Genomic DNA, 18,759 nt, shown 5'->3' on the forward strand with positions numbered 1-18,759 from the left:
TTGCCCAGGCAATGCGGCGACATCTTCGCCCATTGCTCGTCACTCAAAACCAAACGCTGCGTCATCCAAAGCGTGAATCATAAACACACGTCACCAGGAAAGATCTAAATCTCAACAAGCCCTATAAATATCAATAAGAAACATGTTTCCCAAGGTCAGCGCCAAACTGATGGGGTGCAGGGGCCTTTCGGCTCCTGCCGGGGGTCCAGGGGGCGGCGCCCCCTGGTAGCCACTTGTCCAGGGGGCGCCGCCCCCTGGTCACTTCCCCGCCCAATGCACCACCTTCTTTTCCATCACCAGGAACAGCAGGTTCAGCGAGTACCCCAGCGCGCCGGCGATGAAGATCACCCCGTACATCAGCCCGGTTTCGAACAGCATTTGTGCCACGATCACGCGTTGGCCCAGCCCGTCGGTGCTGCCGATGAACATTTCCGCCACCACGATGATGACGAGTGCCAGGGAGATTCCGCTGCGCATCCCCACCAGGATTTGCGGCATGGCTTCCCACAGCATCACGTCCCACAGGATGCGTGCTTCGGAGGCGCCCATGACGCGCGCGGCCAGCACGCGGGTGGGGCGGGCGTTCATCACGCCATAGGCGGCGTTAAACAGGATGACGAGCGCCGCGCCGAAGGCGGCGACCGCGATCTTGGTGCCTTCGCCGACCCCGAACAGGATCAGGAACAGCGGAAACAGCGCGGAGGCGGGGGTGGAGCGGAAGAAGTCCACCACGAATTCCACGGCGCGATAGATGCGCTCCCGCGCGCCGAGGGCCACGCCCAGCGGCACGCCGATGGCGGTGGCGATCAGGAAGGATTGCACGGTGCGCCACACGGTGCGCCAGGTGTCGAACAGCAGCGGGCCGTTGCGGAAGCCCTCGATGGTGTCGCGCAGGGTCTCGGCGGGGCTGGGCAGCAGCACGGGGTCGGCGACCCGCAGCAGCACGGCGGCCCACCAGACGGCGATGAAGCCCAGCGCGCCGAGGATGGGGGGAAGCACGGCCCTCATGCTTGGGCCACCGAGGCGGTGAACACATCCAGGCAGCGTTTTTTCAGCGCGACGAAGGCGGGGTCGCTCAGCGTGTCGGGCGTGCGGGGCCAGGGCAGGGGCACGGGCATGTCGTCGGCGATGGTGGTGGGCCGGCGCGTCAGCATCAGCACGCGGTCGGCCAGCGCGATGCTTTCCTCCAGGTCGTGGCTGACCAGGATGGTGGTGATGGACAGGCGCTTCAGCACCTCCTGCAACAGGGTGCGCAGGGACAGGGTGGTTTCGTAGTCGAGCGCGGAGAAGGGTTCGTCGAGGAACAGCACCTCCGGCTCCACCGCCAGCGCGCGCATGACGGAGGCCAGCTGCTGCTGCCCGCCGGAGAGCTCGTAGGGATAGCGGTTCAGGTCGAAGCGGACGCGGAATTCGGCCTTCAGTTCCTCCAGCCGCGCCTCGATCACGGGCTTGGCCAGGCCCTTGCGCCGCATGGGGTAGCGGATGTTGTCGGCGGTGGTCATCCAGGGGAAGGATGCCTCCCGGTAGTTCTGGAAGACGTAGCCGATGCGGGCTTCGCGCGCCGTGCGGCCATCGTACAGGATGGTGCCGCCATCCACCGGCATCAGCCCCGCGGCCATGTTGATCAGGGTGGATTTGCCGCAGCCATTGGGCCCGAAGATGGACAGGATATCGCCCCGCCGCACATCCAGGTCGAAGCCTGAATAGACCGGCTGCCCGCCGAAGGCTTTTCGCAACCCCCGAACGGAGAGCGCGGCCTGGCGCGGGGGGATCGGCTCAGAGGTCACGGATGAAGCTCTCGATGTCGATGTTCTGCCGCACCACCCCCTGGCGCACGGCGAAATCGACGAAGCGCTGCATGTCCTGCCGGTCCGACGCGGTGAAGTTCTTCACCATCACATAGGCCAGCAGGGGCACGTGCTCGGCCAGCGGCGCGGGCACGTTGATGTGGCTGGTCAGGTATTGGCGCGTGGTGGGGTCGGTGCGGATCAGGGCGATCGCTTCCTCCCACGCCAGGGCGAAGCGGCGGGCGACATCGGGCTTCTGGTCCAGGAAGCGCTGGGTGAAGCCGGTGCCGGCGGCGAAGGCTTTACCCTCCGGGCGGCCGAGGATGTATTTGGCGATCACCCCGGTTTCCAGGCGCCGCCACACCCCCGCGCGCTCACCCACCGTGCCGACGGGTTCCAGCGTGTAGGCGGCGTCGAACTGGCCCGCCTGCACGGCGCCGACATGCACGCCCATGGGCTGCTCGGTCAGGGTGTAGTCGGCCGGCGCCAGGCCCGCGGCCGCCAGCACGCCGCGCGCGGCCGCCATGTTGGCCGGGCCCGGCGCGCAGGCGATGCGCGCGCCCTTGAGGTCGGCCACCGTGCGCGCGGTGCTGTTCGTGCGCACCACGAACTGCTCCATCACGTTCTCGGAATTCTGGCCGACCATGGAGAAGAACACCGCGCTGCCGGGGCGGCGCGCGTTGATGTTCGCGGCCTCCAGCGTCACGAGGTTCGAGGTGCCGTCCGCCTCGCCCGAGACCATGGCCTGCACGATCAGCACCGGGGTCTGCAGCGTCTGCGTCACGCATTCGATGCCGTGTTTGGCGAAGATCCCGCGCTCGATCGCGGTGTAGTAGGGCAGCACGGACGTCACGTTGAACAGCGCGATGCGCACGCGGTCCAGCGCCTGGGCGCGGATCACCGTTGGCGCGAGCAGGCTCGCACCCAGAAGGGCTCGGCGGTGCATGGGGCTTCTCCTACAGCGGTCGGATGAAGGTGGAGGCGTCGATGGCACCGCGCAGCACGCCCTGCTGCACGGCGATGTCGATGAAGCGTTGCAGGTCCTGGCGGTCCTGCGGGGTCATGTCCTTGACCATCGTGTAGGCCAGCAGCGGCACGCTGGCCGCGAGGTCGGCCGGCGTGTTCAGGTGGCTGGTCAGATAGGACAGGGTGGTGGGGTCGGTGCGGATGGCGGCCAGTGCCTCGGCCCAGGCGGCGGCGAAGCGCGCGGCGACCGCGGGCTTTTCCGCCAGATACCGGCCAGAGAAGCCGGCGCCGGCGGCGAAGGCTTTCGCATCCTTGCGGCCCAGCAGGTGGGTGGAGATCACCCCGGCCTCCAGCAGGCGGAAGGCGCCGGCGCGCTGGCCGACCGTGCCCACCGGTTCCAGCGTATAGGCGGCGTCGAACTGGCCGGACTGCACGCCGCCGATATGCACGCCCATGGGCTGTTCCATCAGCGTGTAGTCATTCGGGCCGAGGCCCACGCTGGCCAGCACGCCGCGCGCGGCCGCCATGTTGGCGGGCCCGGGGGCGGAGGCGATGCGCGCGCCCCGCAGATCCGCCAGGGTGCGCGCCGTGCTGCTGGGGCGGACGACGAACTGTTCCATCCGGAACGCCTCGTTCTGCCCGTTCAGCGCGAAGTAGATCACGCTGTTGGCGCGGCGCTGGTTGATGTTGGCCGCTTCCAGCGTGACCAGGTTGGAACAAGCATCGGCCTCATTCGCCACCAGCGCCTGCACGATCAGCGGGTGGGTCTGCAGGGGGATGGTCGTGATCTCGATGCCCTGGCGGGCGAACATCCCGCGCTCCCGCGCGACATAGAAGGGCAGGGCCGAGGTGACGTCGAACACCGCGACGCGCACGCGCTCCGTGCCCTGGGCCAGGGTGGGCGTGGCCAGGGCGGGCGTGGCGAGGGCGGATGCGAGCAGGGCGCGGCGCTGCATGGGCGTCTCCTTCAGCCGAGTTTCGGGTAGGTGGCGGGGTCGAAGAAGCTGCTGCCCGCGATGTAGCGGCGGCCCCCGCTCATGTCCGGGCTGGCGCCGGTCTCGGTGCCGCCGTCGAAGGTCAGCTCGCACTGCACGCCGGAGGGGTCGTAGACGAACAGCTGCCACAGGGTGGTGCCGGGCACCAGGAACTCCCGCCACGGGAGGCCCGCGGCGCGGAAGCGCGCGATGAAGGCGTGATAGCCCCGGCAGGCGAGCGAGACATGGTCGATGGCCGCGGTGCCCACGGGGGCGCGGCCATCGGCACCGAGCGCCGGGCCGCCGGCATAGATGTGCATGATGGCCTGCCCGCCCGGCAGCGGCACGCCGAGCCAGGCGCCCGGATAGCCGAAATCGGGGCGGAACACCTTCGCCAGCCCCAGCACCTGGCAATAGAAATGCTCGGTGGCGGCGAGGTCGTTGGTCTTGATGGCCACATGGAACAGGCCGGCGACCAGAGGGGGCGTGCTATCGCTCATGCCCCCGAGTGCAACCGCTTCCGCCCCGCCGGGCAAGGCGAATTTTCCGCCCCGGCGGCGCGAAGCCGGGCATGCGGGCGGCGCGCTGCCCAAAGCGCGCGCCGCCTGCCCTGGAAATGGGCTAGTTTTTGAGTGGTACTAAACGAGACATGCGGCGGGGGTTAAGTTCCGCCGTCAAAATCACGCCCTCCGGCGTGATGCAGATGCCGTGCGCCCCATTCAGCACCGCCCTGCCCCGGCCGAGCAACGCGCCCTCGGGCGAATACAGCGACAGGCGCGGCACCTGGTCGGAGATCAGCAGATTGCCGTCGGCATCGCCCCAGATGTCCATCGGCTTGAACACATCGGTGATGCTGTGCAGCCAGGTGCCGTCGGGCGCGAAGATCTGCACGCGGTTGTTGTCGCGGTCGGCCACCGCCACCCGGCCATCGGCGATGACCCACACGGCGTGCGGCGCGATGAACTGGCCATTGCCCGTCCCGCTCTCGCCCCAGCCGCCCTTCGGTGTGCCGCCGGAGGTGAAGACATGCACCCGGTGCCCGGCATAGCCATCGGCGACATAGATGTCGCCATTGGCGGCGAAGCCGACATCGCAGGGGGAATTGAACGGCTCGCCGGCATAATGGCGGCGGCCGATGCGGCCCTGTTCCTTGCCGTGGCGGTCGAAGGCGATGATCTGGTGCGCGTCGCGGTCCACCACATGCACGATGCCGTCGGGCGAGACGCCCAGCATGTGGCCGTCCGCGACCTCCTTGTGGCCGAACTCGCCTTCGCGGCGGCCGTCCGGCGACAGCACGATCACGGCCGGGCCCTCCGGGTCCTTGTAGGGGTCGGCGCGCAGCAGCACGAAGATGCGGCCGTCCTTGTCGCAGGCGACATCGGAAATGCCGCCGGGGCCCGCGGTGTCGCCCCAGTCGCGCTGGATCTCGTAACGCTGGGTGCCCAGCGTGATGAAAAGGGTGTGTCGGGTCATGGGGCGGCACTGTGGCATGAGGCGCGCCGGCGTGTCAGGCTCCCTTCGTGCACGGAATCATCGCTCATCAACGCTCCACGGGGCGGCTCGAACTGTCATGGGGCGCCAAGGGGCTGCGAGGGCTGTACCAGCAGGCGCCGCTGCGCGCCCTGTTCCCCCACCCCGAACCCGGCGAACCCGCCACCGCCGCCCTGGTGAACGTGGCCGGCGGGCTGGCGGGGGGCGATGCGCTGTCCAGCGCCATCACGCTGGGCGCCGGGGCGCGCCTGACCGTCACCACCCCCGCCGCCGAGAAGATCTATCGCAGCCTGGGCCCGGCCAGCCGCATCGCGGCCACGGTGCGGATCGGCGCCGGCGCCCGGCTGGAATGGCTGCCGCAGGAGGTGATCCTGTTCGACGCCGCGCATCTGGAACGCCGGCAGGATTTCAACCTGGCTGAAGGCGCCGAACTGCTGCTGGCCGAAATGCTGGTGTTCGGCCGCATCGCGCGCGGGGAACGCTTCACCGAGGGCAGCGTGCTGGACACCTGGCGCCTGCGCGGGCCGCAAGGGCTGCTGTGGGCCGACGCGCTGGCCATGCAGGCCGAGGAACTGGCCGACCCATTCCGCTTCGGCGGCGCGGAGGCGATGGCGACCGTGCTGCTGGCCATGCCGGGGGCGGAAGCGCATCTGCCGGTGCTGCGCGGGGTGGGGGCCGCGACCGTGCCGCGCCCGGGCCTGCTGCTGGGGCGCGCGCTGGGGGATGCGGAAGCGGTGCGGGGGTTCGTGGCACAGGCGGTGATGGGGCTGCGGGAAGCGGCGTTCGGGCTGGCGCCGGTGCTGCCGAGGCTGTGGCGGTGTTGAGCGCGAAAAACCCCAGCACAACAAAAAACCCGCCAAAGCTTTCGCCCGGCGGGTTCTTCGCAACGTACAGGGCTAGGCCTTAGCGGCGCAGGCCCAGGCGCTGGATCAGGCTCTGGTAGCGAGCCACTTCCTTGCGCTTCACGTAGTCCAGCAGGCCACGGCGCTGACCCACCAGCACCAGCAGGCCGCGGCGCGAATGGAAATCCTTCGCGTGCGTCTTCAGGTGTTCGGTGAGGTTGCTGATCCGCTCGGAGAGCAGGGCGACCTGCACTTCGGGGCTGCCGGTGTCGCCGGGCTTGGTGGCGTATTCGGCGATGAGCGCCGTGCGGCGCTCGGGCGTGATCGACATCGTGCCAATCCTTCAGGGTTAGGATGCCGGGGGCATCCTGGTTGTCACTCTTCCGGAACCGCCATCAACCGCTCGGGGACGAGCATGCCCTCCTCGAGCCGGCACAGGCCGACGAACCGGTCCCCTGCCATCACGCGCACCAGGCCCCCCATGGGGTCGGCGGCTTCGGGAACCCTGCCCATGAAATCCACCAGGCTGAGGGCCTGGCCATGCATGAGCCGGGTGGCCTCTTGCTCCGAGGCGGCCAGTGCCGGGATGTCGTCCAGCGCGGTCGCGAGCGGAAGCAGAAGGTCCAGGGACGGGGGCGTATCGGCGCTTTCGAGCAGCTTGTCCAGCGAAACCGCGTGGGATTCCTTGAACGGGCCCACGGAAAGCCGCCGCAGCACGATGATGTGCCCCAGGCTGCCCACCGCCTTGGCGATGTCGCGCGCCAGGCTGCGCATGTACACGCCCTTGCCGCTCTCCACTTCGAACACGGCGGTGTCGGCGTCCGGGCGCTCCACCAGCTCGAACCGGTCCACGCGGGCGGGGCGGGCTTCCAGCACCACCTCCTGGCCGTCGCGGGCCAGGTCATAGGCGCGCTCGCCATTCACCTTGATGGCGGAATAGATCGGCGGCACCTGCATGATGTCGCCGGTGAAGGCGGGCAGGGCGGCGCGGATCGCCTCGTCCGTCGGGCGGGCGTCGGTGGTCTCGATCGGCTTGCCGTCGGCGTCGTCGGAATCGGTGGCGATGCCGAAGCGCAGCGTGAAGCGATAGGTCTTGGCGCCGTCCATCACATAGGGAACGGTCTTGGTCGCGGCGCCGAAGGCCACGGGCAGCAGCCCGGTCGCCAGCGGGTCCAGCGTGCCGCCATGGCCTGCCTTCTGCGCATCGAAGGCGCGCTTGACCTTGTTCACGACATCCGTGGAACCGATGCCCGAGGGCTTGTCCACGATCAGCCAGCCATCGATGGGCCGGCCCTTGGGCTTCTTGCGGAAATGGCGGGGCATGGTTCTGGCGCGGTGGTTGAGGGGGCGGGTTCTACGGGATCGGGCGCGAAAGGGAAGGGCATGCGCCGCGCAGGGCTGAGGCGCGGCCCACGCTGGACTTGCCGGGCGCGAATGTCCAATTGTTCATCCATGGTGAGATTCCCCGCGACCATCCCCGGCAAGCAATCCCTGATCCTGCTGGACGACCCGGCCCTGAACGCCGAAACGCCGGTGCCTTTGCTGGACGCCCCACTCACCCCCAACGCCCTGTTTTTCCTGCGCAACAACGGCATCGTGCCGGAATTCGTGCCCGAGGACTGGACCCTGTCGGTGGAAGGCGCCGTGCGCCGCCCCCTGTACCTGACGCTGGACCAGCTGCGCACCGGCTTCACCCGGCATGAGGTGGTGGCGGTGCTGGAATGCGCCGGCAATGGCCGCGCCGCTTTCTCCCCGCCCACCGATGGGCTGGCCTGGGGCCCGGGTGCGGTGGGCTGCGCGCGCTGGGCCGGCGTGCGCATGGCCGATGTGCTGAACGCCGCCGGGCTGCGGCCGGAGGCCTGCTACATCGCCCATGAAAGCCCCGACCATGTGCTGGGCAAGCCGGGGGTGCCCGCGCTGTCACGGGGCATCCCGCTGGCCAAGGCGCTGGCGCCCGAGACCCTGCTGGCCTGGGAGATGAATGGCGAGCCCCTGCCGCGCCTGCATGGCGCGCCGCTGCGGGTGGTGGTGCCGGGCTATCCGGGCAGTGCCTGGCAGAAATGGCTGGGGCGGCTGTGGGTGCGGGATTGCGAGCATGACGGCGCCAAGATGACCGGCACCGACTACCGCATGCCCCGCCGCCCCTATGCCCCCGGCGAGGCCCCGGACCCCGCGGATTTCGCCGTGATCACCGACATCCCCGTGAAGTCCCTGATCACCCACCCGGCGGAGGGGTTTTCCGCCCGCGCGGGGCAACAGGTGGCGCTGCGCGGCTTCGCCTGGTCGGGGCATGTGCCGGTGGCCTCGGTGGCGGTGTCGGGCGATGGCGGCGCGGCCTGGCAGCCGGCGGAGCTGGAACCGGGCGAGGGCCCCTTCGCCTGGCGGCGCTTCCGGGGCCAGGTGCGGCTGGGCGCCGCCCCGGTGCTGATGGCCCGCGCGACCGATGCGCAGGGGCGCAGCCAGCCCCTGGCGCCGGTGTGGAACCCGCGCGGCTACCTGAACAACGCGGTGGCGGCGGTGCGGGGCGTCATCGCGGCCGGGTGAGCCTTTTTCCGCTTGCGGCATATCCGGGGGTGCATGATCCTCCGCTGCCATGACCGCCACCACACCGCTCGTCGTCGTCCCCGCCGATGGGGGCAAATCCTTCTGGCAGCCGGTACCGGCCAACGGCTTCGTGCGCTGCCTCCTGGCTTCCAAGGATTTCGGGGGCGAAACCCCCTTCGCCATGGGCACGCAGACGGTGGCCGCCGGCTGCTTCGTGCGCGAACACGCCCACCCGGACAATGAGGAAGTGATCTTCGTGCTGGACGGCAAGGGCGAGGCGCTGATCGACGGCACCGACCGCCAGCCGATGGAAAAGGGCAGCTGCTACTTCTTCGGGCGCGGCCACACCCACCGCTTCCAGGCCAGCGGGGACGGGCCGCTGACCTTCATGTGGCTGATGCTGCCCGGGGGGCTGGAAACCTTCTTCGCCCGCATCGGGCGGGAGAAACACCCGGGCGACGCCACCCCCGCCCCCTTCCCCCGCCCCGAGGACGTGCTGAAGATCGAGGCCGAGACCGTCTTCGCCACCTTGCCGGCGAAGGGCTGAGGCGATGCTGGTCGAGGAACGCGACTATCGCATCCGCCCCGGCAAGCTGGGCCAGTTTGTCGCAACCTATGAGGAGCACGGGCTGCCGTTGCAGAAGCACTATCTGGACCGCTTCCTGGGCTATTTCACCACCGAGATCGGGGAGCTGAACCACGTCGTCGCCTGGTGGGGGTATGAGGGGCTGGACGACCGCCTGCGCCGCCGCGCCGCCATGCTGGCCGACCCGGCCTGGACGGCCTACCTGTCGATGGTGACGGATCTGCTGGACACACAGAACAGCCGCATCCTGCTGCCCACCGGCTTTTCCCCGATCAAATGAGGGGTTGGCACATGAAGGGCTGTCCCACCCGCAGGGCCTTGGCCGGGCTGGCCCTGGCGGCGCCCGCCATCCGCCACGCGGCGGCGCAGGACATGATCGAACTGAGGCTGGGCCATGTGCTGTCCGAGCAATCCTCCTATCACGTCGCGGGCACCAGGCTGGCGCAGCTGGTGCAGGCCCGCACCCAGGGCCGCGTCAGAATCGCGGTGTTCGGCAATTCCGCCCTGGGCGGAGAGCTGCGGCTGATCCAGTCCGCGCGCACGGGCGGGGTGGACCTGATGTTCAACTCCCAGCCCTCGCTGGAGAACACGCTGCGCGACTATGGCGTGCTCTCCCTGCCCTGGCTGTGGGACGACCACGCGCAGGCCAACCGCGTGCTGCAGGGCCCCGTCGGCCAGCGCCTGCTGCGCCCGCTGGAGAATGTGGGCATGATCGGCCTCTCCTGGTTCAACCTGTTCGAGCGCTCGGTGCTGACCAACCGCCCCTTCTCCACCCTGGCGGAGGCACGCGGCATCAAGGTGCGCGTCATCCAGTCCCCGGGCTATGTGGAGGCCTATCGCAGCATCGGCATGCAGCCGACCCCCATCGCCTATGCCGATCTGCTGATGGCCCTGCGCAACGGCACGGTGGATGCGGCGGAGCTGGGACCGGACCAGATGATCGCCGACCGCTTCGTGGAGGCGGTGCGCCATTACGTGCTGACCCGCACGCACCAGCTGCCCTCGGTGCTCGTCGCCTCGCGCTCCCGCTTCAACGCGTTGCCGCCGGAGGCGCAGGCCGCGATCCGCGACAGCGTGCCGGAGGCGGTGGCGGCGGGCCTCGTCTACTACGAGCAGTTCCGTGAGGAGAGCTTCGCCGAGGTGCGCCGGCGCGGCATCAACATCATCGAGCCGGAGCTGGCGCCCTTCAGGGCGGCGGCGCGCACCGCCTATGACGTCATCCTGAACGCGGCACCCAACGGGCGCACCATGCTGGCCGAGATCGAAACCGCCAAGGCCGCCGCATGATGCTGGAACGACCTGACGGCGCGAGGCTGGCCGTCGAGATCCATGGCGAGGGCCCGCCCCTGCTGCTGCTGTCCGGGCTGGGGGGCACGGCGGGGTTCTGGCGGGGGCTGCTGCCGGAACTGGCGGCCCGGCACCGCGTGGCCATCTTCGACCAGCGCGGCGTGGGCGCCAGCACGCGCGGCACCGCCCCCGTGACCATCCAGACGCTGGCGGAGGACGCGGCGGCCGTGGCCGCCCTGCTGGGCGAAGGCCCGGTCGCGCTGGTCGGCCATTCCACCGGCGCCGCCATGGTGATGACCATGCAGGCGCAGCGCATGCTGCCCGTCTCGCGCCTCGTGCTGTCGGCGGGCTGGCTGCGGGCGGACCACTACCTGCGCGCGCTGTTCACCATGCGCCTCGCGATCCTGCAGCGCGCGGGCTACGCGGCGTATGAGATGGTGGGCCGCTTCCTGGCCTATCCGCCGATGGAGCTGGCCGCCAGCGCCAATCTGGGCGCGCCAGACCCGCTGCCCCCGGAACGCGAGGCGGAGGAAACCCGCCGCTGGGCCGAACGCATCCAGGCGCTGCTGGCCTTCGACGGCACGGCGCTGGCGCCGCGCGTCTCGGCCCCCACCCTGGTGCTGGGCACGCCGGACGACGTGATCGTGCCCTATCACCACCAGAAGGAAACCGCGGCCGCGGTGCCGGGCGCCATGATGGCCACCATCGACGGCGGCGGGCATTTCTACCCGCTGACGCGGCGCGAGGCCCTGCTGGGAAAGCTGCTGCCCTTCCTCACATGACCACGCCGCCGCCATCCACCACATAGGTGGCGCCGGTGACGAAGGAGGCATCGTCCGAGGCCAGGAAGACGATGACCTTCGCCACTTCCTCCGGCAGGCCCAGGCGCTGCATCGGGCAGCGGCTGTCCAGCACGCGCTTAAACTCCGCGGGGTCGGGCGCGTTGGCGATCATGCGGTCGAAATAAGGGCTGCCGATCGGGCCCGGGGCCACGGCGTTCACGCGGATGCCGTCCGCCACATGGTCCAGCGCCATCGCGCGCGTCAGGCTATCGACCGCGCCCTTGCTGGCGACATAGGCCGCGCGGTCCCGCAAGCCGATGATGGCGATGTTGGACGCGGTGTTCACGATGGCCCCGCCACCCTGCCGGCGCATCACCGGCACCACATGCTTGGCGCACAGGAACACGCCCTTCACGTTCACGCGGAACAGCGCGTCCCAATCCTCCTCGGCGGTGGAGACGACATCGCCCTGGATGCCATACCCCGCATTGCTGCACAGGATGTCGATGCGGCCGTACCGCGCCACCACCTCCTGCACCATGCGGGCGCAATCGGCGGATTGGCCGACATCCACCCGCATCGCCAGGCCCCCGTTGGGCAACAGGGAGACCGTCTCCTCCGCCGCATCCATGTTCAGGTCGGCGACGGCGACCTGCGCACCCTCCCGCGCCGCCAGCAAGGCCGTGGCACGCCCGATGCCGCTGCCCGCGCCCGTGATCAGCAAGATCTTGCCGGTGAGGCGCATGATGAGGTCGCTCCGTGAGGTTCGGAGGGATCATGAAGCAGGGGTGGGGGGCCGCAAGGGGCCTTTCGGCTCCTGCCGGGGGAGTTTGAGGGGGCGGGCGCCCCCTCAATCCGGCCTCACGCCGCCGGCGGCCCCCGATGCCCGATCAGCGTGAACCCGCCATCCTTGATTTCCAGCACATAGGCGGTCTTCAGCGCGTCCCCGCCCTCGGTGAAGCGTGCCAGCGTGCCTTCGATGGTATCCACGTTGCGCAGGGCCCGCAGCGCGTCGCGCACGGCGGCGCGTTCGGCGGCCAGCTTGCCGCGTTCGCCTGTCACGCGCGCGGCGGCCATGGCGCGGGCGTAGAGGTGGACGATGCTGTGCGCGGCAGCGTCGTACATGCCCGGGCGCAGTTCCCCGGTCTCGCCGGCCGCGCGGGCGCGCCTGACGAATTCATCGCTGAACACCTTCGCCGCCGGGGTGTCGAAATTGTAGAAATGGGTGGAGGAGATGAGCGTGCCGTTGCCGTCCGCGCCCATGCGTTCGGGCAGGTTCACGTCCATGATGGTGGTGCCGCCCACCAGCCGCGCGGTCATGCCCTGGCGGCGCATTTCCTTCACCAGCGCGATGGCCGGTTCCGGCGGGCCGCCCATGCACACGATGTCCGGGTTCTGCGCCTTCAGCTGCGCCACCTGGGCCGACATGTCGAAGGCCGCGACCGGGAAGGACACGGTGCCCCCCACCGGGATGCCGGCCGCCTGCAGCAGCTTGGGGTACACGTCGGTGCCCATCGACCGGCCCACCACCTCGTCCGAGGTATAGGCGATGGAGGCGCGGCGGATCTGGATGCCGGCCTCACGCGCCACGGGCAGCAGGCGCTCGAACAGGTAGGCCTCGTCGGAGGTGTTGCGGAAGGCGAAGCGGAACGGCGCCGACAGGCCGGGCGCGCTGCTGGCGATGGCCATCTGGCAGATGCCCAGCCGATCGCCGACCGGGAAGGCCACGCGGCATTCGCTGCTGCTGAAGGGGCCGATCACGCCCAGCGCGCCGTCATCCTCGGCGAACTGGCGGGCGGCCACGGCGGCCTGTTCGGGGCGGGAGGCGGTGTCGAACAGCTTGACCGCGACCGGGCGGCCGTTGACGCCGCCGGCGGCGTTCACCTCCTCCAGCGCCAGGTTCACCGCGATCTCGTTGCGGCGGGTCAGCGTGACCCAGTTGCCGGATTTCGCGGTGGTGAAGCCGAGCAGCAGGGGCGCGCCCTGGGCCTTGGCGGAGAGCGCCGGCAGGGCCAGCCCCGCGGCGAGAAGCGGACGACGAGAGATCATGCTTGAAGCCTCCTTGTAATGTTGAGCGGGGGCCTTGCCCCCGGAAATCATGTGCCGGCCGTGGCGCCTCACGCCGCCGCGCCCAGATAGGCGCCCCGCACCCGGTCATCCTTCAGCAGCTCGGCCGAGGGACCGGCCACCACCGCGCGCCCCAGCTCCAGCACCAGGGCCTGGCGGCTGGCTTCCAGCGCCAGCAGCGCGTTCTGTTCCACCAGCAGGATGGACATGCCCTCGGCGTTCAGGCTGGCGATCAGCGCGAACACCTCGGCGGTCAGGCGCGGCGACAGGCCGAGCGAGGGTTCGTCCAGCATGATCAGCTTCGGCTTCGCCATCATGGCGCGGCCGATGGCCAGCATCTGCTGCTCCCCGCCCGACAGCACGCCCGCCTTCATGTGCCGCCGCGCGGCCAGGTTGCTGAAGCGGTCGTAGATCGCGTCCAGCTCCGCCTGGCCCGGCGTGTCGCGGCGGGTGTAGGCGCCCATCAGCAGGTTTTCCTCCACCGTCAGGCTGGTCAGCACGCGCCGGCCCTCGGGCACCAGCACCAGGCCGCGGCGCACGCGCTCGGGCGCCGACAGCTTCGTGATGTCCTCACCCAGGAAGCGGACGCTGCCGCCGGCGCCGGGCATCAGCCCCAGCAGCGTGCGCAGCAGGGTGGATTTGCCCGCGCCATTGGCGCCCAGCACGGCCATCACCTCGCCCTGCCCCACGGTCAGGGAAACGTCGTCCAACGCGCGCACGGGGCCATAGGCGGCCGAGAGATGGGCGGCTTCAAGCATGGGCGTAGCGCTCCGGCTCATGGCCCAGATAGGCCTCGATCACGGCGGGGTCGCGGGCGATCTCGGCGGGGCTGCCCTCGGCGATCTTCTGGCCGAAATTCAGCACCAGGGCGCGGTCGCACAGCCCGCCCACGAAATGCATGTCGTGCTCCACCACCAGCATGGTCACGCCGCCGGCCGCGATGCGCTGCAGCTCCTCCAGCAGCACGCCGCGTTCCTGGGTGTTGAGCCCCGCGCAGGGCTCGTCCAGCAGCAGCAGGCGCGGGCGGGCCATCAGGGCGCGCACGACCTCCACCCGCTTGCGCAGGCCATAGGCGAGCGAGCCCGCCAGCGCGCCGCGATGGGCGGCCAGCCCCGCTTCGTCCAGCAGGCCGCGCGCCTGTTCGCGCAAGGCCCGCCCGCGCCCCAGGAACAGCGGCAGCGCCTGCATCAGCGCGCCCCCGGCATGGATATGCGCGCCCAGCAGCACGTTCTCCTCCACCGTCAGGTGCGGGATCAGGCGGATGTTCTGGAAGCTGCGCGCGAGGCCATGGCGGATGCGCAGGCGGGGCGCCATCGGCACCAGGTCCTGGCCATCGAGCAGGATGCGGCCCTCATCGGGGCGGTAGTAGCCGTTGATGAGGTTGAAGACGGTGGTCTTGCCCGCCCCGTTCGGGCCGATCAGCGCCAGGCGCTGGCCGGTGGAGACGGACAGGTCCACGCCCCGGATCACCTCCAGCCCGCCGAAGCTTTTGCGCAGGCCCTCGATGCGGAAGATCTCGCTCATGCGGGCTTCCTTCCGGTCAGGCGCATCAGCGCCGCGCGGGTGACGATGCCCTGCGGGCGCAGCGCCATGATGCCGATGACGGCGGCGGCGAACAGCACGTAGCGCCAGTTCGACGCACCCCGAAACAGCTCCGGCAGCAGGGTGAAGAAGGCGGCGCCGACCAGCGGCCCCCACACCGTCTGCACGCCGCCCAGCACCACCGACAGCACGATGGTGACGGACAGCAGCACGGTGAAATACTGCGCCTCGATATAGGAGAAATGATGGGCGTAGAGCGCGCCCGCCAGCCCCGCCAGCGCGCCGCCGATGGCGAAGGCCGCCAGCTGCGTGCGCGGCACATGCACGCCGAACAGGCCGGTCATGGTCTCGTCCTGCTCGATGGCGTGCAACGTCATGCCGAAGCGGCTGGCGCCGAGCCAGGCGGCCAGCAGGAACACGCCGAGCGCCGCCAGCGCGATCGGCGGCAGTTCCAGATGCGCGATGACCGGATAGCCGGAGGCACCGCCCACCGCGTCCCAGTTCAGCAGGATGCCGCGCACCACCTCATTCACCGCCAGCGTCGCCAGCGCCAGGTACAGCCCCCGCGCCCGCAGCACGGCGGAGCCCACCAGCAGCGCCAGCGCCCCGCTGGCCGCCGCCCCCGCGGCGATGGCATAGGGCAGCGGCCATGCGTAGTCGCCGCTGAGCACCGCCCCCGCATAGGCCCCCACCGCCATGAAGCCCGCGGTGCCGAGGTTCACCTGCCCCGCCGCCAGCGGCAGCCAGGCGGAATAGGCGGCGATGACGTTGATCGCCAGGATGACGAGGATGCCCGCCCAATAGCCGCTCATAGCTTCTGCTGCCCCAGGGCGGCATCCCCGAACAGGCCCGTGGGCCGGATGATCAGCACGGCCAGCAGCAGCCCATACACCACGACATTCACATGGTCGGCGGACAGGCCGCTGATCGCGAACACCTCCACCACGCCGATGATCAGCCCGCCGATCACGGCGCCCCACACATTGCCCATGCCGCCCAGCACCATGGCGGCGAGGCCCTTCAGCGCCACCTGGTCCCCCATGAAGGGGGAGACGAGCTGGTAGCTGAGCGAGAACATCACCCCCGCCAGCGCGCAGAACAGCCCGGCCAGCAGGAACAGGCGCGGGACGACCTTGTTGACCTCCACGCCCAGGATCGCGGCGGTTTCGGGGCTTTCGGCCACGCTGCGGATGCCGCGCCCCAGCTTGCTGCGCGCCAGCAGGAATTGCAGCCCGAACACCAGCCCGATCGCGACCACCAGGCAGGCCAGCTGCGGGATGCCCACCACCACCTCGCCGATGCGGATATTCGCGTCACCGAAGGGCGAGGGGATGGACCGCGCATCGGAGCCCCAGCGCACCAGCACCAGATTCTCGAACAGGATCAGGAAGCCCAGCGAGGACACCAGCGGAATGAGCGGCGGCCCGCCGCGCTGGATGCGCCAGGTCAGCCGCTCCACCACCAGCGAGGCCAAGGCGGCGGCCGCCAGCGCGCCCACCACCGCCAGCACCCAGGGCAGGCCCATCTGCACCAGCGCCCAGGTCAGGAAGCCGCCCAGCATGAACAGCGCGGGCACCGAGAAGTTCAGGAAGTTCAGGCACCCGAAGAACAGCGTGAAGGAGACGGCGACCATCACGTAGATGGCGCCGAGCATGAGGCCGTTGACGAGCTGCTGCGCGATCATGGTCAGGCCGCGCGCCACTGGACGGGCGGCATCTCCGGCCGGTCGTAGCTGGCCATGAACTCATCGACCATGCCGCCGGCCCGCGCCCAGTCATAGGTGCGGAAGCTGTGCGCGCGGGTGACGAAATTGGCGCCCGCGTAGAACATCTCATACTGCAGATGGCGGGAGGCGAATTCGCTGCCCACCGCATCCCAGGCCAGCTTCATGAACTTCACCTTCTCGTCGCTGCCGGCGGCGGGCGACTGCTGGGTGGTGCGGATGATGCGCGCCATCTCCGGGTTCGCGTAGTCGGCGGCGGAGGACGGCAGCATGATCAGCCCGCCGCCCGACAGTTCGCGGATGGTGTTCGCGATCTCCGGGTACAGGTTCTGGGTGATGACCTGAGCGGAGTACATCATGTGCTTGTTGGGCACGAAGAATTCGCCCTGCTGGCTGCCGCTGGCCTCCATGCCGTGCAGCATCGCCTCCACCATCGCGGTCTGCGCGGCCAGCTTGCCCAGCGCGTCGCGCACGGGGGGCATGTTCACCGTGCCGATGGTCTCGCACACCCGCCGCGCCAGGCCGGTCAGGAAGCGCAGCTTCTCCACCAGGCGGATCTGCGCCTGGTAGTTCTGCATGGTGTGGGCCCAGGTGTCGTGGAACATGGCGCGGCACATGTCGGTGTCGCGGTGCACGAACACGCGGTCCCACGGCACCTTCACGTCCTCGAACCAGATCACCGCGTCGTTCTCGTCGAAGCGCGAGGATAGCGGGTTGTCCCAGCCGCTGACCGCATGCGCCTCATACGATTTGCGCGAGAGCACCTTCAGCCCCTTCGCGTTCATCGGCAGGCAGCAGGAGAAGGCGAGATCCTCCTCACCCGGGCGCAGCGGCTGCAGGGAGGCCACCAGCACCTCATTCGCCATGATCGCGCTGGTGCCCAGCATCTTGCCGCCGCGGATGGTGATGCCCTCCGCATCCTCATCCACGATGCGGGCCGAGAGGTCGGCCTCCGCCTGCTCGCCCCAGGATTTGGACTTGTCGGCCTGGGGGTTGATGATGACGTAGGTCAGGAACCAGTCGTTGCGCGTGGCCTCCGCCACATAGTTGCGCAGGGCGTCGGCGCGGGCGGGGCCGTGCTTGCGGAACACATCCAGGCTCATGACCTGCCCGATCAGGGAGGACGCGACGTGATCGGGGCTGCGGCCGATGAAGCCGCAGCTGCTGGCCGCCCAGGCCGACAGCGCCTTGCGGCGGGAGACGAGCTGGTCATAGCCGCGCGGCATCTCCCACGCGCGGGAGGCCCGGCGGCCGCCGCCGCAATCGAAGGTCATCCAGTCGATGTTCTCGGGCTTCGCCTGGAGGTCGTAGAAATTCGCCGCCGAGGCCACCGCGCCCCGGAAAGCGGGGTGGGTCGTCACGTCCTGCACCAGCGTGCCGTCCAGGAAGACCTGGCGGCCGTCCTTCAGGCTTTCGATATGCTGGGCGCCGGTCTTCACATCGGCCATGTGCTGTTCCTCTCGCTTGTTCATGCGGCGCCGCGCGCCTCTCCGGCGGCCATGGCCGCCTGCAATTCCAGCGCGCGGTCGGCGGCGGGGATCAGCCGTTCGATCACGCGCAGCATGGTACGGAATTCGGCGCGGGTGAGCGGGCCGAACTCCACGTCGTTCAGGATGCTCTGGTGCGGGGCCAGCTCCGCCAGCAGGGCGCGGCCGGCCGCGGTGATGTCCAGCCGCACGCGGCGGCCATCCTCGGGGTCGCGCGTCTTGGCGATCAGGCCGCGCGCCTCCAGCTTGTTGGTCTCGGCGGTGATGAAGGCGCCGGAAACCTTCAGATGCTCCGCCACGCCCGACACGGAAACGGGCGAGAGATGCAGCACCGAAATCAGGATGGAATAGGCGGGGCCCGCCAAGCCGATGCGCGCGCCATGGCCGTCGCGCAATGCCTCATGCCGGGAGGAGAGGGCGAGCAGCCCATGCACCAGCCGGCGGAATTCCGCATCGGAGCCATCGACCAGCAGCGCCTCACGCGAGGTGGTGCGGGGGATGGATGGCACGCCCTGCGGCGGCGTTTTCTTGTTCAGGCCCATGAGCGGAGCCTAGGCTAAGCTACTTCGCTATCTCAATCTGAAATTTCACAGCAGTCTCGCGGGTGCGAAGCAAGGGTTGCACGGAATCCGGGCGGTCGCGCGCGGGGGCTGCGTGGGAGTTGGGCAGGGGATCGCTAAG

General features: G+C 69.7%; 22 protein-coding genes. 6 read left to right on the top strand and 16 right to left on the bottom strand.

All coding sequences use genetic code 11. From position 1 onward, the window contains the following. Nucleotides 1-258 precede the first annotated feature (258 nt). The 6 genes from GT007_RS17830 to GT007_RS17855 form a co-directional block, all read right to left on the bottom strand. The gene (locus GT007_RS17830) at nt 259-1,008 is read right to left on the bottom strand and encodes an ABC transporter permease (protein WP_160123016.1); all 750 of its coding nucleotides are present in this window, start codon (nt 1,006-1,008) and stop codon (nt 259-261) included. Next, on the bottom strand, nt 1,005-1,787 hold the full coding sequence (locus tag GT007_RS17835) for an ABC transporter ATP-binding protein (protein WP_201451971.1): 783 nt from the start codon (nt 1,785-1,787) through the stop codon (nt 1,005-1,007). Before GT007_RS17835 ends, GT007_RS17830 begins: the two co-directional genes overlap by 4 nt. Beyond that, on the bottom strand, nt 1,777-2,733 hold the full coding sequence (locus GT007_RS17840) for an ABC transporter substrate-binding protein (protein ID WP_160123017.1): 957 nt from the start codon (nt 2,731-2,733) through the stop codon (nt 1,777-1,779). The genes GT007_RS17835 and GT007_RS17840 overlap by 11 nt, the downstream gene beginning before the upstream one ends. A gap of 10 nt (nt 2,734-2,743) precedes the next feature. Next, the gene (locus GT007_RS17845; protein ID WP_160123018.1) at nt 2,744-3,709 is read right to left on the bottom strand and encodes an ABC transporter substrate-binding protein; all 966 of its coding nucleotides are present in this window, start codon (nt 3,707-3,709) and stop codon (nt 2,744-2,746) included. 11 nt (nt 3,710-3,720) lie between these two features. After that, nucleotides 3,721-4,227: a VOC family protein gene (locus tag GT007_RS17850; RefSeq protein WP_160123019.1), complete on the bottom strand. Its 507-nt coding sequence runs from the start codon at nt 4,225-4,227 to the stop codon at nt 3,721-3,723. Between the two features lie 121 nt (nt 4,228-4,348). Then, nucleotides 4,349-5,200 (bottom strand): NHL repeat-containing protein, encoded by an 852-nt coding sequence (locus GT007_RS17855; RefSeq protein ID WP_160123020.1) that lies wholly within the window; start codon nt 5,198-5,200, stop codon nt 4,349-4,351. Between the two features lie 47 nt (nt 5,201-5,247). Here GT007_RS17855 and GT007_RS17860 point away from each other — a divergent pair, with 47 nt between their 5' ends. Then, nucleotides 5,248-6,042, top strand: a complete 795-nt coding sequence (locus GT007_RS17860) for an urease accessory protein UreD (protein WP_160123021.1) — start codon at nt 5,248-5,250, stop codon at nt 6,040-6,042. Between the two features lie 79 nt (nt 6,043-6,121). Here the strand turns inward: GT007_RS17860 and rpsO are convergent, their stop codons facing one another. Together rpsO and truB are read right to left on the bottom strand one after the other, a co-directional pair. Beyond that, nucleotides 6,122-6,391 (bottom strand): 30S ribosomal protein S15, encoded by a 270-nt coding sequence (rpsO, locus tag GT007_RS17865; RefSeq protein ID WP_160123022.1) that lies wholly within the window; start codon nt 6,389-6,391, stop codon nt 6,122-6,124. Between the two features lie 44 nt (nt 6,392-6,435). Next, nucleotides 6,436-7,383 carry a tRNA pseudouridine(55) synthase TruB gene (gene truB / locus GT007_RS17870; protein WP_160123023.1) on the bottom strand — a complete coding sequence of 316 codons (948 nt, stop codon included), beginning with the start codon at nt 7,381-7,383 and terminating at the stop codon, nt 6,436-6,438. Nucleotides 7,384-7,512: 129 nt separating this feature from the next. On the opposite strand from truB, the gene GT007_RS17875 reads away from it, so the two are divergent. The 5 genes from GT007_RS17875 to GT007_RS17895 are packed head-to-tail and all read left to right on the top strand — an operon-like array spanning nt 7,513 to nt 11,259. Continuing rightward, nucleotides 7,513-8,604 carry a sulfite oxidase gene (locus GT007_RS17875; protein WP_160123024.1) on the top strand — a complete coding sequence of 364 codons (1,092 nt, stop codon included), beginning with the start codon at nt 7,513-7,515 and terminating at the stop codon, nt 8,602-8,604. Nucleotides 8,605-8,653: 49 nt separating this feature from the next. Beyond that, complete coding sequence (locus GT007_RS17880) at nt 8,654-9,151, top strand: cupin domain-containing protein (protein WP_160123025.1); 498 nt, start codon at nt 8,654-8,656, stop codon at nt 9,149-9,151. Between the two features lie 4 nt (nt 9,152-9,155). Continuing rightward, nucleotides 9,156-9,470, top strand: coding sequence for an NIPSNAP family protein (locus tag GT007_RS17885; RefSeq protein WP_160123026.1), 315 nt, complete (start codon nt 9,156-9,158; stop codon nt 9,468-9,470). Nucleotides 9,471-9,481: 11 nt separating this feature from the next. Continuing rightward, a complete protein-coding gene (locus GT007_RS17890; RefSeq protein WP_160123027.1) occupies nt 9,482-10,477 on the top strand; it encodes a TRAP transporter substrate-binding protein in 996 nt (331 codons plus the stop codon). Continuing rightward, the gene (locus GT007_RS17895) at nt 10,474-11,259 is read left to right on the top strand and encodes an alpha/beta fold hydrolase (RefSeq protein ID WP_160123028.1); all 786 of its coding nucleotides are present in this window, start codon (nt 10,474-10,476) and stop codon (nt 11,257-11,259) included. Before GT007_RS17890 ends, GT007_RS17895 begins: the two co-directional genes overlap by 4 nt. On the opposite strand, the gene GT007_RS17900 is transcribed toward GT007_RS17895, so the two are convergent. The 8 genes from GT007_RS17900 to GT007_RS17935 all read right to left on the bottom strand — a co-directional run bounded on the left by GT007_RS17900 (nt 11,252) and on the right by GT007_RS17935 (nt 18,620). Beyond that, nucleotides 11,252-12,004 carry an SDR family oxidoreductase gene (locus GT007_RS17900; RefSeq protein WP_160123029.1) on the bottom strand — a complete coding sequence of 251 codons (753 nt, stop codon included), beginning with the start codon at nt 12,002-12,004 and terminating at the stop codon, nt 11,252-11,254. The two genes, GT007_RS17895 and GT007_RS17900, sit on opposite strands and share 8 nt — an antisense overlap. Nucleotides 12,005-12,120: 116 nt before the next feature. Beyond that, nucleotides 12,121-13,308 (bottom strand): ABC transporter substrate-binding protein, encoded by a 1,188-nt coding sequence (locus GT007_RS17905; RefSeq protein ID WP_160123030.1) that lies wholly within the window; start codon nt 13,306-13,308, stop codon nt 12,121-12,123. A gap of 68 nt (nt 13,309-13,376) precedes the next feature. Beyond that, nucleotides 13,377-14,084, bottom strand: coding sequence for an ABC transporter ATP-binding protein (locus tag GT007_RS17910; RefSeq protein WP_160123031.1), 708 nt, complete (start codon nt 14,082-14,084; stop codon nt 13,377-13,379). Next, complete coding sequence (locus tag GT007_RS17915; protein WP_160123032.1) at nt 14,077-14,850, bottom strand: ABC transporter ATP-binding protein; 774 nt, start codon at nt 14,848-14,850, stop codon at nt 14,077-14,079. The genes GT007_RS17910 and GT007_RS17915 overlap by 8 nt, the downstream gene beginning before the upstream one ends. After that, entirely contained in the window at nt 14,847-15,680 is an 834-nt protein-coding gene (locus tag GT007_RS17920) for a branched-chain amino acid ABC transporter permease (protein ID WP_160123033.1), read from the bottom strand. Before GT007_RS17920 ends, GT007_RS17915 begins: the two co-directional genes overlap by 4 nt. Further along, a complete protein-coding gene (locus GT007_RS17925; RefSeq protein ID WP_236571738.1) occupies nt 15,677-16,570 on the bottom strand; it encodes a branched-chain amino acid ABC transporter permease in 894 nt (297 codons plus the stop codon). The genes GT007_RS17920 and GT007_RS17925 overlap by 4 nt, the downstream gene beginning before the upstream one ends. Continuing rightward, complete coding sequence (locus tag GT007_RS17930; RefSeq protein ID WP_201451972.1) at nt 16,555-18,063, bottom strand: 4-hydroxyphenylacetate 3-hydroxylase family protein; 1,509 nt, start codon at nt 18,061-18,063, stop codon at nt 16,555-16,557. Before GT007_RS17930 ends, GT007_RS17925 begins: the two co-directional genes overlap by 16 nt. Further along, nucleotides 18,060-18,620, bottom strand: a complete 561-nt coding sequence (locus GT007_RS17935; RefSeq protein ID WP_160123034.1) for a MarR family winged helix-turn-helix transcriptional regulator — start codon at nt 18,618-18,620, stop codon at nt 18,060-18,062. Before GT007_RS17935 ends, GT007_RS17930 begins: the two co-directional genes overlap by 4 nt. Nucleotides 18,621-18,759 lie beyond the last annotated feature (139 nt).

Origin of the sequence: Rhodovarius lipocyclicus, from assembly GCF_009900765.1 — a bacterium.
Lineage (GTDB): Bacteria > Pseudomonadota > Alphaproteobacteria > Acetobacterales > Acetobacteraceae > Rhodovarius > Rhodovarius lipocyclicus.